This is a genomic window from Aminobacter sp. Y103A (assembly GCF_030294925.1).
Taxonomy (GTDB): domain Bacteria; phylum Pseudomonadota; class Alphaproteobacteria; order Rhizobiales; family Rhizobiaceae; genus Aminobacter; species Aminobacter ciceronei.
Map to the genome: position 1 here is coordinate 43,236 of NZ_AP017990.1, position 15,331 is coordinate 58,566.

The 15,331-nt window shown below is 59.9% G+C and carries 16 protein-coding genes; 4 read left to right on the forward strand and 12 right to left on the reverse strand.

Going from position 1 to position 15,331, the window contains the following annotated elements; all coding sequences use genetic code 11:
- Nucleotides 1–11 precede the first annotated feature (11 nt).
- The 4 genes from traF (at nucleotide 12) to Amn_RS32385 (ending at nucleotide 2,961) form a co-directional block, all read left to right on the forward strand.
- Entirely contained in the window at nucleotides 12–521 is a 510-nt protein-coding gene (gene traF, locus Amn_RS32370; protein ID WP_286300149.1) for a conjugative transfer signal peptidase TraF, read from the forward strand.
- Nucleotides 522–549: 28 nt separating this feature from the next.
- The gene (locus Amn_RS32375) at nucleotides 550–1,689 is read left to right on the forward strand and encodes a conjugal transfer protein TraB (RefSeq protein WP_286299966.1); all 1,140 of its coding nucleotides are present in this window, start codon (nucleotides 550–552) and stop codon (nucleotides 1,687–1,689) included.
- 13 nt (nucleotides 1,690–1,702) lie between these two features.
- Nucleotides 1,703–2,332 carry a TraH family protein gene (locus Amn_RS32380; protein ID WP_286299969.1) on the forward strand — a complete coding sequence of 210 codons (630 nt, stop codon included), beginning with the start codon at nucleotides 1,703–1,705 and terminating at the stop codon, nucleotides 2,330–2,332.
- A 320-nt stretch (nucleotides 2,333–2,652) separates the two neighbouring features.
- Nucleotides 2,653–2,961, forward strand: coding sequence for a transcriptional repressor TraM (locus tag Amn_RS32385; RefSeq protein ID WP_286299973.1), 309 nt, complete (start codon nucleotides 2,653–2,655; stop codon nucleotides 2,959–2,961).
- A 3-nt stretch (nucleotides 2,962–2,964) separates the two neighbouring features.
- Here Amn_RS32385 and traR read toward each other — a convergent pair whose 3' ends face one another.
- From traR to Amn_RS32445, 12 genes are all read right to left on the reverse strand, one after another.
- Nucleotides 2,965–3,669: an autoinducer-binding transcriptional regulator TraR gene (gene traR / locus Amn_RS32390; RefSeq protein WP_286299975.1), complete on the reverse strand. Its 705-nt coding sequence runs from the start codon at nucleotides 3,667–3,669 to the stop codon at nucleotides 2,965–2,967.
- Between the two features lie 219 nt (nucleotides 3,670–3,888).
- Nucleotides 3,889–6,036, reverse strand: a complete 2,148-nt coding sequence (locus Amn_RS32395) for a methyl-accepting chemotaxis protein (RefSeq protein WP_286299978.1) — start codon at nucleotides 6,034–6,036, stop codon at nucleotides 3,889–3,891.
- A gap of 244 nt (nucleotides 6,037–6,280) precedes the next feature.
- Nucleotides 6,281–6,667, reverse strand: coding sequence for a nitrile hydratase accessory protein (locus tag Amn_RS32400; RefSeq protein WP_286299981.1), 387 nt, complete (start codon nucleotides 6,665–6,667; stop codon nucleotides 6,281–6,283).
- Nucleotides 6,654–7,322 carry a nitrile hydratase subunit beta gene (gene nthB / locus Amn_RS32405; protein ID WP_353622458.1) on the reverse strand — a complete coding sequence of 223 codons (669 nt, stop codon included), beginning with the start codon at nucleotides 7,320–7,322 and terminating at the stop codon, nucleotides 6,654–6,656. The genes Amn_RS32400 and nthB overlap by 14 nt, the downstream gene beginning before the upstream one ends.
- A gap of 12 nt (nucleotides 7,323–7,334) precedes the next feature.
- Nucleotides 7,335–7,964 carry a nitrile hydratase subunit alpha gene (gene nthA / locus Amn_RS32410; protein ID WP_502874788.1) on the reverse strand — a complete coding sequence of 210 codons (630 nt, stop codon included), beginning with the start codon at nucleotides 7,962–7,964 and terminating at the stop codon, nucleotides 7,335–7,337.
- 10 nt (nucleotides 7,965–7,974) lie between these two features.
- The gene (locus Amn_RS32415; protein WP_286299987.1) at nucleotides 7,975–9,357 is read right to left on the reverse strand and encodes an amidase; all 1,383 of its coding nucleotides are present in this window, start codon (nucleotides 9,355–9,357) and stop codon (nucleotides 7,975–7,977) included.
- Between the two features lie 118 nt (nucleotides 9,358–9,475).
- Nucleotides 9,476–10,579, reverse strand: a complete 1,104-nt coding sequence (locus Amn_RS32420) for a phenylacetaldoxime dehydratase family protein (RefSeq protein ID WP_286299990.1) — start codon at nucleotides 10,577–10,579, stop codon at nucleotides 9,476–9,478.
- A complete protein-coding gene (locus Amn_RS32425; RefSeq protein ID WP_286299993.1) occupies nucleotides 10,576–11,610 on the reverse strand; it encodes a branched-chain amino acid ABC transporter permease in 1,035 nt (344 codons plus the stop codon). Before Amn_RS32425 ends, Amn_RS32420 begins: the two co-directional genes overlap by 4 nt.
- On the reverse strand, nucleotides 11,607–12,485 hold the full coding sequence (locus Amn_RS32430) for a branched-chain amino acid ABC transporter permease (RefSeq protein WP_286299995.1): 879 nt from the start codon (nucleotides 12,483–12,485) through the stop codon (nucleotides 11,607–11,609). The genes Amn_RS32425 and Amn_RS32430 overlap by 4 nt, the downstream gene beginning before the upstream one ends.
- Before the next feature lies 1 nt (nucleotide 12,486).
- Entirely contained in the window at nucleotides 12,487–13,200 is a 714-nt protein-coding gene (locus Amn_RS32435; protein WP_286299997.1) for an ABC transporter ATP-binding protein, read from the reverse strand.
- Entirely contained in the window at nucleotides 13,197–13,967 is a 771-nt protein-coding gene (locus Amn_RS32440) for an ABC transporter ATP-binding protein (RefSeq protein WP_286299999.1), read from the reverse strand. Before Amn_RS32440 ends, Amn_RS32435 begins: the two co-directional genes overlap by 4 nt.
- Before the next feature lie 7 nt (nucleotides 13,968–13,974).
- Nucleotides 13,975–15,303, reverse strand: a complete 1,329-nt coding sequence (locus tag Amn_RS32445) for an ABC transporter substrate-binding protein (RefSeq protein WP_286300001.1) — start codon at nucleotides 15,301–15,303, stop codon at nucleotides 13,975–13,977.
- Nucleotides 15,304–15,331 lie beyond the last annotated feature (28 nt).

Below are 15,331 nucleotides of genomic sequence, written 5' to 3' on the forward strand. Positions count from 1 at the left end.
GCGGTGCGATCATGCTGTTGAGCACGTTGTTGATGGCTGTCGCGAGCGTTGGCACGATCGCGACCGTCGGCGGCTATCGGCTAAACCTGACGCCGAGCGAGCCGCTCGGGCTCTGGCGCATCGAGAAACTCGATCGTCCGGTCAAGGCTGGGGATCTTGTCTTCATCTGCTCGCCTGCGACCGCACCGTTCGAGGAAGCGCGCCGGCGCGGCTATCTTCGCCGGGGCCTCTGCCCCGGCGGTTTCGCACCGCTAATCAAGACCGTTGCGGCGCTGGTCGGTCAGCGGATTGAGATCAGTGATCACGTCGTCATCGACGGTCGTTCCCTTGCTGCATCTGCCGTCCGGAAGACGGACGGAGAGGGCAGGGCGATCATGTTCTATCCTGGCGGTGTCGTGCCGCCCGGATACCTGTTCCTCCACTCTTTTTTTGCGAGTTCCTATGACTCCCGATACTTCGGACCGGTCCCCGACAGCGGCCTTCTCGGCCTTGCCCGGCCGGTCCTCACCTTCGATCCGTGACCACATTTCTGGCCATCGGCGATCTGCTTTGCTCATCCTCGCATCCGTCGCCTGCGGCTCACTCGGCTGGTGCGGCAATGTGCTCGCCCTTCCGGCCGCGATGCTCTTCCCGGCGCTCTGGGCGATGTCGCCATCGCGCAGGGTCGGGGCGCTCGTGTCAGCCTGCTATTTTCTGGCCGCCTCGCGCGGTCTGCCGCAGGGGGGCGCCAACTTCTATGCTGCCGATCTCTGGCCCGGCCTTCTGCTTTGGCTGGCGGCCTCGGCCTCCTTCGTCGCCGTGCACGCGGCGCTCTGGACAAGGCATCCGGGAAGGGGGAGGGCGGTGCGTTATCTGGCGGCGGCGGTGCTGACGGGGCTGCCGCCCTTCGGCATCACTGGATGGGCGCATCCGCTGACCGCAGCCGGGGTACTGTTTCCCGGATGGGGATGGTGGGGATTGCTCGCGACTGCAACCGGCCTGCTCGTCGTGACGACGAGGTTCTGGCCGGCTGCGGCCATCGCGCTCGGAGCGCTCTGGCTTTGGTCCGCCGCAACGTGGACAGATGTGAATCTACCGGAAGGGTGGCAGGGCGTCGATCTTGAATACGGCCAGATGCTCGGTCGCGATGCTTCGCTCGAATATCACAGTGACCTGATAGCAACGGTGAGCAAGGCCGCAGGCAAGGGAACCCGCGTCGTCGTCCTTCCCGAAAGCGCCCTTGGTTTCTGGACGCCGACGGTCGCTCGCCTCTGGCGGGAGGGACTAAACGGGATCGACGTCATGGTCGTGGCCGGCGCCGCCGTCATCGATGCGCAAGGCTATGACAATGTCATAGTGGCGGTTGGTTCCGGCGCCGGAGACATCCTCTACAAGGAGCGCATGCCGGTTCCGGTTTCCATGTGGCAGCCATGGTTGCTATGGACAGGGCAGGGCGGCGGCGCTCAGGCGCACCTGTTTGCGAACCCGGTCGTGGAGGTTGGGACAACGAGGATCGCGCCGCTCATCTGCTACGAGCAACTCATCCTCTGGCCGGTCCTGCAGTCGATGCTGCATTCCCCTGCCGTCATCGTCGCCACGGGAAACGGCTGGTGGACCGAAGGCACCTCGATCGTTGCAATCCAGAAGGCGAGCGTCACCGCCTGGGCGAAGCTGTTTGAGCTGCCCGTCGTCATGGCCTTCAACACATAACGGAGATCGTCAGATGGTCGATGCCGCTGTCATCCAGCAATGCGCCGGCCCCGGACTGAAACCTGCGATCGTCGAAAGGTTCATCGAACGGGTAGGGTCGGAGGATCCGCTCGCGATCACAGTCCGGTCCGGAAACAGGATCGTGCTGGTGCCGAAACCCACAACGCCTGAGGAAACCCTGGCGCTGATCCGCGAGAACCTTGGTCGCAACATGGTTCGCGTCGGCATCACGCAATACCCCGCCGGGCTTGGCATCATGGAAGCGGGTGAACTGAAGCCCAATCTGGTCGATCCTTGTGAAAATATCCGTATGGGCACCGCGCTCTTCGCCAAGGTCTATCGGACGGTCATGAAATGGTACGGCAATCCCACCGAGAAGGACGTTCTTCCGCAGGTGCTCGACGATGCGATCATCGCCTGGCAGACGGGGTATTTCGAGGGGACGGCGGTGTTTCGGGCGCCGGACCTTGATGAGGTGGAGTTGGCCGCTCCAGACGAGGAGAAGCCTGAGATCGATGCTGACGAGCAGTCAGCAGATGCCGCCGGGGAGGAAGTGAGCGATCCTGTCAAGGATGGTACTAGCGACGACGATCCAAACAAGGCCGGCATCCGCATCGATCTTTCCGGAATCGGTGCCAAATGACATTGATTTCGCGAAACTCACCGCGCGACTTACGTGATCATGTGCATGTTTGCACTGGTGAATTCAGCGTCCGCCCTCTATAAGGGCGGATAGGGCAGTACGCGCTGCCCCGAGGTGTGGAAACCTCTATCTGGCGGTTGGTGCTGGCCGTTGCAGCACCAGAATCCTCTGACCGATTGGCCGGGGGCCTGTGACGTATGTCCAGGTGCTCCGGTACTAAAGGTCGCAGGACTGTCCAGGTACAGTTTCCAACCCCCGGCTTGGGATCAGGGATTAACGTTTGCGGGGGCGCACCGCGGACAAGCCGGAGATTGAATCGAATGACACCGGACGCGCTACCATCGAAAGATAAACTCGAAATGCGTCCTGTGTACGGGCTGACACAAGGTCTGCCCAAGGCTGACCTGGAGAGCTTGACGGTGGATGCTATCCGGACCCATCGGCGTCTGGTCGACAATGCAGATCGGCTGTTCCAGGCTCTGCCCGACACCTACAAATCCGGTAAGGAGGCGGGCGGCGCGCAGCACCTCACTTACATCCAGGCCTGCATGGAGATGCACGCGCAGATGTATGTGGTGAACACGCTGGTCACCATCCTCGGCTATATCCCAAAAGTGTCGGTGAGCTGAGGCTCAGATCAGCTTTCGGCGAATGGCGACGGCGGTCAGGTGGGGCAGGGTGTGCACGTCGAAACGTTTCTTTGTTTCGGCGATCTTGACGCGCACGCTATTGTATTTGACGCCCTCGAGGTCCGCGGCTTCCTCCATCGTTTTGCCGACAGCGATCCAGCTGAGATAAGCGGCCCCCTTGGGATCGAGACCAATCGGCTCTTCGACACTTGGGGTCGGATCAGCGAGATTGATGCGGGCATGAAGTTGCGCGACCGCGCATGCAGCTTCGACAGGGTCCATCTCGCGGTCCATGTCGATTGCCGGCTTCTCCGAGGCAAGCGTGAACATCGCCATGGAACCGTGTGCGGCTTTTATGGGCACCGTGATGCCGGAGCGAATTCCGAAATCGGCTGCATGCGCAAAGAACGAGCGTTCCGCTTTGCTTAGCCCTAGGCTCTCCTGTTTGCCGCTCCAGGTGAAGGCTCGTTTCAGGGACTTGGCGCGTCGAATGACGGGGTCGATCGCAAGATAGCCTCGCTCGAAATAGTCAGACTGCCACTCTTGACGATAGTTCGAGATTGCGAGCGAACGCCCTGGCTGGATGTTGAGATAGGCATAGCCTCCAAAACCGACCTGTTCCGTAAAGGTTGCAAGGGCGTCCTTCAAGATGCTTTCGTCGCCAGGAATAGAGGCGAGATCGGTCAGCTTATCCAGCCAGTGTCGCATTCAAAATTCCTTGTAGATCGTCAGGTGGAACAGATCGTGCAATCCCTAGATGAGTAGATGAATCTAAGACGCAATTTAATGATGCTTAATGTGGTTTTTGCTTTTCGGCGGGCAACGCATGCAGACAGGCAATCTCAATAATCTCAAGATTGAGAACCGCCATTGCATAGGAGGAATCGCCGGCTTTGATCGTTTAGCCAGAAGGTCTTCGCGCAATGGTCATGCGGCCGTAGAGTCGCGCATTTCCGTAGTGCTGGTATCGGCATCCTGGACATTGACCTTGAAACGATGCAGCAAGTCGTGGAGTTCAAATATCTCCAGGGTCACGCTCGAAACTACGCTGTGGGTTGCCTCCACCATCATTCCGTTTTTCTGCGTGATCGTGTCGATCAGGTTGACCGCCTCGCTGATTTCGCGAATGCGCGCGGACTGGTTGCCGGAGCCCTCGGCGACGGATTGGACGCTGGTGCTGATCGTCGCGATACTGTTGGTGACCTGATCGAGTGCCATGCGCGCCGCCTTCACCAACCCGACACCTTCGGCAACCTGTTTGCCGGAAATTTTGATCAGCTCGCGTATCTCCAGCACCGCCGCACCGGTTCGCTGCGCCAGCTCTCGCACCTCATGCGCAACGACCGCAAAGCCCTTGCCGCTTTCGCCGGCGCGCGCGGCTTCGACGCCCGCGTTGAGCGCAAGGAGATTGGTCTGGAACGCGATCTGCTCGATAATATCGGCGATCGTCGATATCTGCGCCGACGACCGTTCGATCTCCGCCATCGCACCCACCGCCTTGAACGCGACATCACGGGATCTCGCGGCTTCCGCACTGCCGTGGCGGGCGGCTGCCTCGGCATCATCGGCGACCTTGCTCGCTTCCACTACCATCGTCACAATCTCGTGGAGCGCGGCGGACGTTTCCTCCACCGAGGTCGCCTGCTGTTCTGTTCGTCGCGACAGGTCTTCGGCGCTGCGTTGCATCTCGGCCATGTCGCTGCTGATCACCGCGACCTTCCGGTTTGCCCGCAGAAGCGAAGCGCTCAGCCTGTCCATCGACATGTTGAAATCGATCCTAAGCCGATCCAGCTCGTCCTTGAAGGGCACGACAATGCGAACCGTGAGATCCCCGTCGGCGAGCCGCTCGAGACCCTGTGCGATGGCCGAGACGGCAGAGCGGGTGAGTTCCGCGTCTTGCTGCTTTTCGGCTTCCTGCCGACGCCGCTGTTCCCCCGCGATGCCGCGCGCTTGATCGGCCTCGCGTTCGACCTCCAGCTTCTTGAACGCATTCTCGCGGAATATTTTCAACGCACGCGCCATTTCGCCGATCTCGTCCGGTCTGTCGGCGCCGGTCACTTCCGTCGAAAGCTCGCCGGATGCAAGCTTGCGCATGGCCAGTGTCAATGCCTGGATCGGCGACTTGAGCGCAATGACAAGCATCACGCTTGCGAAAAGCCCAAAGAGCGCTACGACGCTAGCGGAGACGAGCGACAGATATTCTGCTTGCCGTTTAACTAGCGCCGCGCCTGTTCGTTGTGCATCGGCAAAGCTCACGATCCGCTCCCACGCTTCGTTGATGGAACCCGCTGCCGAGGCATAGGATTCATATCTATGGTTGGTCTCGTCGATGAGCTTTTCCGCTTGAAGGTTTGCGTCGTGGATGATGCTGCCAGCCTGATCGAGCAGATCCCGGACAGGCTGATGCTTTTTCGCGAGTGGCTCATACTTCGCCAGGTAGACGCCCACACCCTTCATCTTGTTCTGGTATTTCTGCATATTGACCTTTGTTGGGTCGCCGAGAAGCTCGGCGGAGGCGATCCGGGCCTCGAAGATGGCGCTGTCGAGCTTCTGGCTGCGGCTGGAATTGTTGCCGTAATCCGGGATGGCGGAAGGGCCGATCGTCGTGACCTGTGAAAAGAGGTTTGCTCGCGTTTCATGCAGGGAACGCAAACTGCCGGATATAGCCTCACGCGTTTGCAGTTCGCCCTGATACATGGTCCAGAGTTCGTGAACTTTTCCCTGCAATGCGAGCGTTATGACCTGCGCCTTGTGGAGGTCCGCGAGCTCATCCGGTGAGGATGCGAGCGCGATGTTCTTGTCGATCTGTGAAACCTGATCATCGAGCAGTTTTTTGACCGAGGTCAAGCTGCTCTGCGTCGTCGCCGAGAGAAACAGGTTCATCTGTTCCTGCGCCTGCTTGTAGCCACCGAGCGTCAGGATGCTGGCACTCGTGCCCTCAAGTCGCTTGTCGAGCATTCTGCTTGAAAGATAGTTGACGCCGGCCAGCGTCAATATCCCCACCATTAGCGGTAGCACGAGTATGATGATTTTCGTCTGAATCCGGCCTTTGGCCAAGAGCCCGCTGATGTTCAAGTTACCCTCTCGATTGCTGGCGCATGTGATCACTCTTCAGTCCAAATTCGAAGAATTGAGACATCGATTCGGGCCAGGCAAGAATCTCGAAGAAGCAATCCGAGAATTGACGATCGTAAATGCAACGAGCCGTCAGTGCTCCTGTCACGCGGCAATGGACCTAATAATCATCGTCCAGCAGGCCGGCTGGCAAGCCGGCATGTTCCGGTTTGATTCCAAGGCTTGTGGCTGGTGTAACGTCGGCCTAGGGGTCTGATTGGTCGGCGGGAGTTTGCTCCGCTCGTATCGCTTGGACTGTCGCGCGAATGCGTTCGATCTGATCCAGAACCTCACCGAGATCAAGGAACCCGCCACCGACGAGCGTATCCTCGGCGGCTTCCAGCCAATGTACGAAATAGTGAGCTGTGACGTCGTCGCCGTGACGCTCTTCGTCCTCGTGGCCGCTCAGATGGTCGACCAGCCTTGGTTGAAAGTCCTGCCAGTCGAGCTTTCCCATTTCGACCATTGCGACCACCAGTGCGAATATCCGAGTATGCCATGCTTGAGGGAACAATGGACCATCGGTGCATATTCTCGGTATTGCCGACTCGGCTTCGCCGCGGATCGGAAAGCTGTCCTCAGACGTGTTCAAGATAAGCCTCCGCCAGATCGACATAGACCTTGTCCTTGCAATCCCCGGAGACCTCGCCCCACAAGTCAAACGCCTCGAAAACAACCGTGTAGCAATGCTGTGGGTCCGGTCCGGCGCCCATGGCCACCGAGTCGGCGAACTGGAATACGCCGTTTTCGGCGATGACCGTGCCGGCCTTGCCGCGGACATATCTGGGCACGCGGGTGTGGCCGGTCGCGGAATTGGTCGAGACCCGGATAGACTGACCGCGCGTGAATGGCGACGGCCGCGTCGATGCTGGAAAATCCATCGTCACGCCCGCCGCCAGCGCCTCGATCAATCCTTCGGGAGATGACGGCGCATGCCGGTCAAGATCGACATCATGGCGCTTTGCGCCGGTGGCAAGCTCTTCCGCGCTGGCCAATCCAGCATCCTTGAGAAGCTCGGACGTGGCGTGCGCCCATTTCTCGAAATAGTCCATTCGCAAATAGTCGATGGCCGGTAGCTGCTCGATCTTGTGGCGATGCATATCCGCGCAAAAGGGCGTCGGCCCCGCCAGCGCCTGGGCCAGAGCGAAAGACCGGCGCTGCCAATCATGCCTGAACACATAGTCTTCCTCGCCTAGAGGAACCGGCCCGAAGCCATGCATTCCTCCGAGATCATGGATCCCATCCATCTACCACCTCCCTTAGACGATCGTTGCTATCAGCGACGTACCGATCATGCTGTCGCGGGTGACGATCGTCGCAAGCTGCTCGAGGGACATGCCATCGGTTCCGGCCGGACGCTGCGGCAGGACCATGTAGCGGATCTCGGCGGTACTGTCCCAGACACGAATCTCCTTGCGTTCCGGCACGTCCAAGCCGAATTCGGCAAGCACCGCTCGCGGCTCTCGCACCACGCGCGCGCGATAGGCCGACCCCTTGTACCAGGCGGGTGGAAGGCCGAGCACCGGCCACGGGTAACAGGAGCAGAGGGTGCAGACGATGACGTTGTGTACATTGTCGGTATTCTCGACCACGCGCATGTGCTCGCCCTGATAGCCCTTGAAGCCCATCGAGTGGATCGCCTCGGTACCGTCGCTCAGCAGCCACGCTTTGAAAGCAGGATCAGTCCAGGCTTTCGCGACGACGGACGCCCCGTTGCGCGGTCCGGTCTCGCGCTCGTAATAATCGACGACGCGATCCAGCGCTTCGGGCGTGACCAGTCCCTTGGCGATCATGAGCTCTTCAAGCGCCCGCACACGCAACATCGCCCCCTCCTCGATCGGATCATGATCGTGGCCGTGATGATCGTGGTCGTCCTTCTTTTCCGACATGCCCGAACTCCTATGATGTCGCCCGGCCGGCCGCGTAGGCCAGGGTGCCATGGGTAGCGATTATCGCGGCATAATCCACGTCTAGCGCAAGGATTTTTTCAATGTAGAGAGCCAGCGACAGAAGCGCATCGTCTTCGCCTCGCCGCCCGACGACCTGGATGCTCAATGCCCGCCCGTCAGGCAGCAGAGTAGCCGGCATCGAGACGACGGGATGTCCAGTCTGGTTGAACATCGCGGTGTAGCGGATCGTCGCCTCCAGAGTCGTGACCATTCTGCCGCCGAGCTCGATGGAGCCAACGGCACGAAGCGGAGCATCGATCGGCATTGTAGGGAGGATGAGCGCATTGATACCGGCGAGTGCCGCGTCAACATCGGCACGGCGTTTGCGTCGGAGATACTCAGCCCGCACAATCTCGTCGGCCGAGACTTTTCTCCCTCGGGCCACGGTGGCCCTCGCAATCTGCGGGTAGTGGCGCCATTCATTGCGAAAGACCGTGTCATGGTAGTACGCGGCCTCTTTTGAGAGGTTCACCATGTGGAAATCGAGTATATCGTCCGGAAGGGGGATGCTTGAAGTCTCGAGCATCATCCCGGCCTCGGCAAGGGTTTCGAAGACGCGGTTCATTGCACGCTGCACGACCGTATCCGCATCGGCGAAATAAGCGTATGACGTGCCGATGCGCAGATGCGGATCGGCGGACGCGGGGCGCGTTGGGGGCTCTGCCCCTTCGAGCACGCTTTGCACTATGCGGAGATCCGCGACGTTCAGCGCCATCGGACCGACGTGGTCGAGAGACCGAGCCAGGGGACGAACACCCGTGTCATCGACACGTCCCCAGGTCGGCTTGAAGCCATAGATCGAGCAACAGGCGGCCGGAATTCTGATACTGCCGCCGGTATCCGTTCCGATCGCGGCCGGCACGATGCCTGCGGCGATCGCAGCCGCCGAGCCGCCACTCGACCCTCCGGCAATGCGCGTCGGCGAAAGCGGGTTGGTCACCTGCGGCGTCACCGTTGAAAATGCTCCGGGATCGGTTTCCGTGACTCCGATGATCACGGCTCCGGCTCTTCTCAATCGCTCCACCGCGACGGCGTCACGCGTGGGCCGGTAGCTAGAAAGATGCTGGAGACCCGCCTTGCAAGTCGCGGGCGTCGTATCGATCAGATCCTTGACGGCGATCGGAATGCCGTCGAGAAAACCCAAGTTTTCGCCCTTTCGACGACGAGCGTCCGACGCCGCAGCTTCGGCGAGAGCTGATGCCGCGATGATGTCACTAAATGCCCTCGTTTCGGATCGCGTGGCGGCCTCGATCGCTTGTGCGCACAGGTCCACCGCAGTCCGTTCGCCCTGCCTCAAACGAAGCGATAGCTCGCCAATAGTCAGGAATTCCATCTGCTTGAATGCCTCCCGGTCGCCGTTGTGTCGAGAATCCGACGCGAGCCTAGGGGATCAGGATGATCGTGAGACATCCTGATCTTCCAATGCTTGCATTAATACGAGTAAATGTTGGTCAGGGCACCTTCGAGCGCCGCGTGTCCGGCAGGCGTCGCAGCATTCCCGTCTGGTTATGGCAATTGAAATAGGTGAAGCGCTGATCGCTCGCCTTCAGCACCATCATCTCGTGATATAATCGGAGCTTCGCGCGTTCCCCCGCCTTCTTGAAATGTCGGATGCCCGCACCAAAAATTTGGAGGTGGGTGTCTGCCTTCACCCAGGCCTCCAGATCGGCCAGCGACCGCCAGGCACTGAGGCTGTAGGTTCGTTCAACGGGCGCCCCGTCCATTTCAAGTTGGACATAGCGATTGAAATGGCACCCCATCCCGGCACCATCTTCGCTTATTTCACGCATGCCAGCTTCGAGCAACGGCCTCACCTCCGTCAGGTAAAACTCTCGCTCGGCGCCTGATGTATCGGTCCAGTCCTGCCCCGAGCGGAGCAGGCAGAGGTTCTCATGCGGTTGGACGACGACAGTCCGCCCCTGCGTCTCGCTCTTCGCCGGATCGTCCGCGTGATGAAGCACGCCCGGCGCCAAGTCGTCGAACTGGGCTCTTGGGATCCGGTCCCGGGCGGAACCCCAGTATTCGTGAGTATCGGTCTTGCCGCTCATACCGTCGGCGAGTGTGGCATATCCCTCGGGATGCGGATGGGAGAAGGTCGTCTCCGTGTCCATCACAGAAGGCTGGTAGCGCTCTTCGAACGCGCCGATTTCGCCGCCGATGGCGAGGTCGGCATGCCACCATCCATCGGGCTTCAGGTTGTTCCAGCGCTGGTGGTTCTCACGGCCGCGCCAATAGAGCGCGAAGATAATATTCTCTTTTCCTTGGCTATCGACGTACCGCGCCCTGTCGTGAAAATCCGGTCCGAAGGAGCCGGCAATGCCATCCTCGATTGTCTGGATCGCCGGCTCCACCCGTGCCCTGGGAGGGAACTGGAGACCGATATAGACCATTGGCAAAATTGCCACGTCCTCGTCGAATCGTGCCGAATAGGACGCGTGTTTCGGCGTGAAGCCCGGCGGCGATGAACGCGGCCGCGTCCTAGGACGCTTAAGGTGAGCCGGAATTGCCTCCTCAAGGACTTCTGGTTCTAGAGTTGTCACTTCCACAATCGTCACTGCGTTGCTCCCGCCAGTTCGCGAACCGGTTCATTGTTCGCCGGCGTTCGAAATCGTGCCAGAATCTTCGCGGCGACCCCGACCAGACCCTTGGGCATGAGCACAACGAAAAGAACGAGCACGACACCGATCACCATGTTCTTCACATCGCCGAAGTCCTGGGCGCCATCGATAAGCGCCATCATTGCGGCAGCCCCCAGTACTGGCCCCCAGGTCGTGCGCAGGCCACCCACAATCATCATTCCAAGCAGCAGAACCAACGTAGGCAGCTCGAACAGGCTTGGGCCGGCGAACCGGAAGTGCGTGGCATAAACGGCTCCCGTCAGCCCGGTGAAGAAGGCGGTGATGACGAAGGCGGTGATCTGGAACTTCGTCCTGTTGAGGCCCCGGCTGGCCGCGTAGATCGAGCTGTCGCGGAGTGCGCGAAATGCCAGGCCCAGCCGGCCATGGATGATCACGATTGAGGCGAGGATCGACAGAAACAGGGTGGCCAGCACCACGAAGTAGTTGCCGATCAGCCAATTGCCTTTCAACAGTTGACGGAAGCCGAAGTCCGCCATCCCGGAAAAGCCATTGCCACCGCCAAAGAGCGGCTGGCAGAGTCCGCCGCTCATGGCGAAGCAGCCAGAGTCGGTCACAACAAGGGTCTGTACCATGTAGACGATCGCGAAAGTCAGCAGCGCCACATAGGCATTCGCAAGCCGTAGGCAGGCCACGCCGATGACCAGCGCGACGACGGCGGCGACCACGGCGCCGGATGGCATTGATATCCAAGGTGAGATGCCGAGATAGGTGCCGCTCATGCCGACGGTATAGGCGCCGATAGCAAAGAACAGAAGCTGACCCAATGAGAACACACCCGCATGGCCTAACAGCACATTCCACTGTGTCGCGACCGAAGCCCAAATCATAAACAGGATGATCTCGCCCAGCACATAGCGCTGAGTGACGAAAAGCGGCACGACGGCAAGCAGAATGAGTAGGAGCAGCAAGGCAACCAAGTGACGCTGGAGGTTTCCGAACCATGTCATGAGCGTACGATCTCCCTCTGCCCGAAAAGGCCGGCAGGCTTGATGATGAGCACAAGGATGACGACGGCCAGCATCAGCGGAAGGCCGAAGCGGACACCGAGATAATAGCCGATCGCCGCCTCGACGATTCCGAAGGCGACGGCGCAGAAGCCGGCGCCGGTGACGCTGCCAAGACCCGCCACCACACAGATGATGAAGGCGCGTATAAGCGGGTTGTCGCCCAGCGCCGGCGAAAGGCCGGCAAGAGACGAGATCAGAATTCCGGCGGCCGCGGCGAGCACGCCGGAAATCGCCATCACCTGCAAATAGATCCTTTCTGTCCGTACGCCCATCAGTTGAGCCGCCTCGCGATTCATTGCGGTAGCGCGGATAGCCCGCCCGAAGCGCGTGAATGCGAGGAGCCAAGCCATGGCGCTGATCAGAATGCCGGCGATGACCAGGATCAGTACGGATTGATAGGTGATCGCGACATTCCCGATCTTGAACGCCCCTTCGAGCTGTATCGGCTGCTTGAACGGATAGGCACCGAATTGCTTGAGAATGATATCCTGCAGCAGAATGGCAACGCCGGCGGTCGCGACCATGATGATCGTTTCGAAGTCATCGGCGTCTAGGATGTTGCGAACGACGAAGACATGCAGCAACGTGCCGGCAAGGCCCCCGGCCAGAATCCCGAGCAACAGGCCTAACGGCAACGGAAGCCCCCAGTTTTGGCAGGCGGCGTAGGCCGCGTAGGCGCCGACGGTCATGAACAGCCCATGAGACATGTTGAACATGCCCATCGTGCCGTAGACCAGCGCCAAGCCGACCGATGCGAGCGCATACATCGCGCCTAAGTACAGGCCCGTGACTATTATTTGCAGAACGGCGTCCATATCACGCGCCTCCCAGATAGGTCTTGACGATGCTGCCTGACTTCGAGAGCTCGTCGGCCGTTCCGCTCCAAGCGAAATGGCCTCCGTCCATCAAATGAAAAGTTGATGCGATATTGGCCACCCGGCTGGGGTTCTCTTCGACGACGAGGATCGATTGCCCGAGTTCGGCAAGCCGGCCGAGCGCCTCGTAGATCTGCTCGATGATCAGTGGGGCCAGGCCCAGCGAGGGCTCGTCGATCATCATCAGTTTGCCGCTGGCCATCATACCCCGCCCGACACCGACCATGCGGCGCTCCCCGCCCGATAGCGAATTGGCAAGTTGCGAGCGGCGGTCGCGGAGCTTGGGGAACAGTGCATAGACCTCCTCTAGGCCTCGGATGATGTCTGCTCTGTTGGATCGGGTGAACGCCCCCATTAACAAGTTCTCCTCCACCGTCATCCGCATGAAGAGTTGGTCGCCCTGCGGCACGAGAACAAGGCCGGCACGAGCGCGGTTGGGTGCGCCCGGCTCCATCGCCGCGCCATCGAATTCGAGCGTGCCGCGCCAAGCGGGCAGCAGGCCGGCGATGGTCTTGAGAAGAGTAGACTTGCCGTGCCCGTTCGGCCCGATAATTGCTGTCAGCTTCCCGCGGTCGATGTCGAGGTCGAGATCGTGCAGAACCTGGATTTGACGATAGCCCGACGCGAGACCTCTGATTTTCAGAAACGGGATCATGACGCGTTACCGCCGAGGGTTGAGGCCGAGGATCCGAGATAGACGGAGCGCACCAGTTCGTCGGCGGCAATGCCTTTCGGCTGACCGTCATAGATCAATTTGCCCTGGTGAATGATCAAGGCTCGGTCCGCCACCGTCGTGAGGAAGCGCATGACATGCTCGATAAAGACAATACAGATACCTTTGCTACGAAGCTTGAACATCAGTTGGATGAACTCGTCGATCTCGGCCGGCATCAAACCACCCACCGGCTCATCGAGCAGCAGGATGCTGGGGTCATGAACCACCGCCGATGCCACCATGAGCTTCTTTCTCGCAAGGACCGGAATATCGCCGACCGTATGGGCGGAAAGATCGCGGAGTCCGCATTCATCGAGCACGCGCATCGCCCGCTCGCGATGCTGGTTTCTCACAAAGAGACCTGGACGCTCTTCACCGCTCCCGAAGATTATGGCGGCGAGCAGGTTCTCAAGCACCGTGAGGCTTGCAAAACCGCTGGTGACCTGGAACGTTCGCGCCATTCCTTGCTGGAACAAGAGATGCGGTGCGATGCCGGTGATGGGCTGGTCGCGAAAGAGGACCTGACCGCTGGTAACAGCGGTCAGACCCGAGATGAGATCGAAGAACGTGGTCTTTCCGGCACCATTTGGTCCGCCGATACCGACTGTTTCACCTTCTTTGATCTTCAGGTCGATACCGTCGACCGCGGCCAACGCGCCGTAGTGCTTCTTCACGCCACGGCATTCAAGGATCGTCTTGCTTGGCATGGATCACCTAGGACTTTATCCATTTCGGCAGTTCGAATTTCGCCTCCTCATACGGGAAGGGCGAGATGATAGCGCCATTCTTGGCTTTGTCCTTGATCTGGCTGAAAATATGCGCCATCCCGAGCGACGGGTCCTTCGTCTGGACGGGATAGGAGATCGCCTGCTGCGCCTCCTGATCGAAGCGGATGATGCCGGTGGGTCCGCGATAGATGCTGGCCTTCAGGCGCGCCGCGATCTTGCGGTTCTGCTCGTCCTCATAGGCCTTGCCGACACCGCCGGCGATCGCGGCAGCCTGCGCGAAGAGATGCAGGGCCTCATAGGTCTGGGCGCCACCGTTGGGCGAAGCTTTCTCGCCATATTTGGCAAGATATTTTTCGGTGAAATCCTTGCTGACCTCGCCGGAAAGCACCCCGATATTCGTCGCATAGAGCGCACCCACCGACGCATCGCCAGCGATGTCGCGGAATGCCGCCAGCGACGCTCCGTACTGGAGATAGACGAGGCTGTTGGTCGGGTTTGTCAGGAACTGGATCATGAACTGCGCCTGATCCGCAGGGAAGAAATGCGTCACAGCAATGAAGGCGGGCTGGTCTTCGCGGATCTTGGCAAGCGTCGGACCCCATTCTGTCGTAGGCGCCTGCACGGTCTCGAAGAGTGAGATCTCGTAGCCATGCTCGCCCGCCTTCTCCTTGATCGAGTTCGCAATGTTAATCGAGTAGACGAGCGGGCCTGTGATCAGAGCAATCTTCTTGTTGGCGGGTACATACTCGCCGCGCTGCTCGAGTGACTTGATGAACTCCAGGAACGCATAGCCGTAATAGAGTTCCGACGGCGAATACATGAACGATCCCCAATACTTGTCGGGATCAGCCTTGACGAGTTCGGTATGAGCGCGGGCTGTGTCGGCGTGCATGTAGATGATGGAGGCATCGGCCGCGACATTCTGCAACGCTACCTGCGAGCCGAAATTGTAGCCGGCGATCAACGCATTGGCGCCGTCATTGTCGATGAGGCGTTGGCCGGCGCTGGTGATCTTGTCGTCGCCACCAGATTCTGTGTCGGCGACTACGATCTTGACCTCACGGCCGAGAATGCCGCCAATTGCGTTTATCTCTTCGGCCGCAAGCTCGAGACCGCGCTTGAACTCGATGCCGTCTGCCGCACCGCCGCCGGTCATCTGCAGCGGCGCGCCGATAATAACCGGGTCGGCAGCTTGAGCCTGGGCCGTGCCACCGAGGCTGGCGACCGCTGCAGCCGTGGCCGCTCCTCCCGCACCGATGGTTTTCAGAAACTCCCGTCGGGACGACGACGACCTTGTGTCAACTTTGTCAGTCATTGTAATGTTCCCCATTTCTTTGACGTAA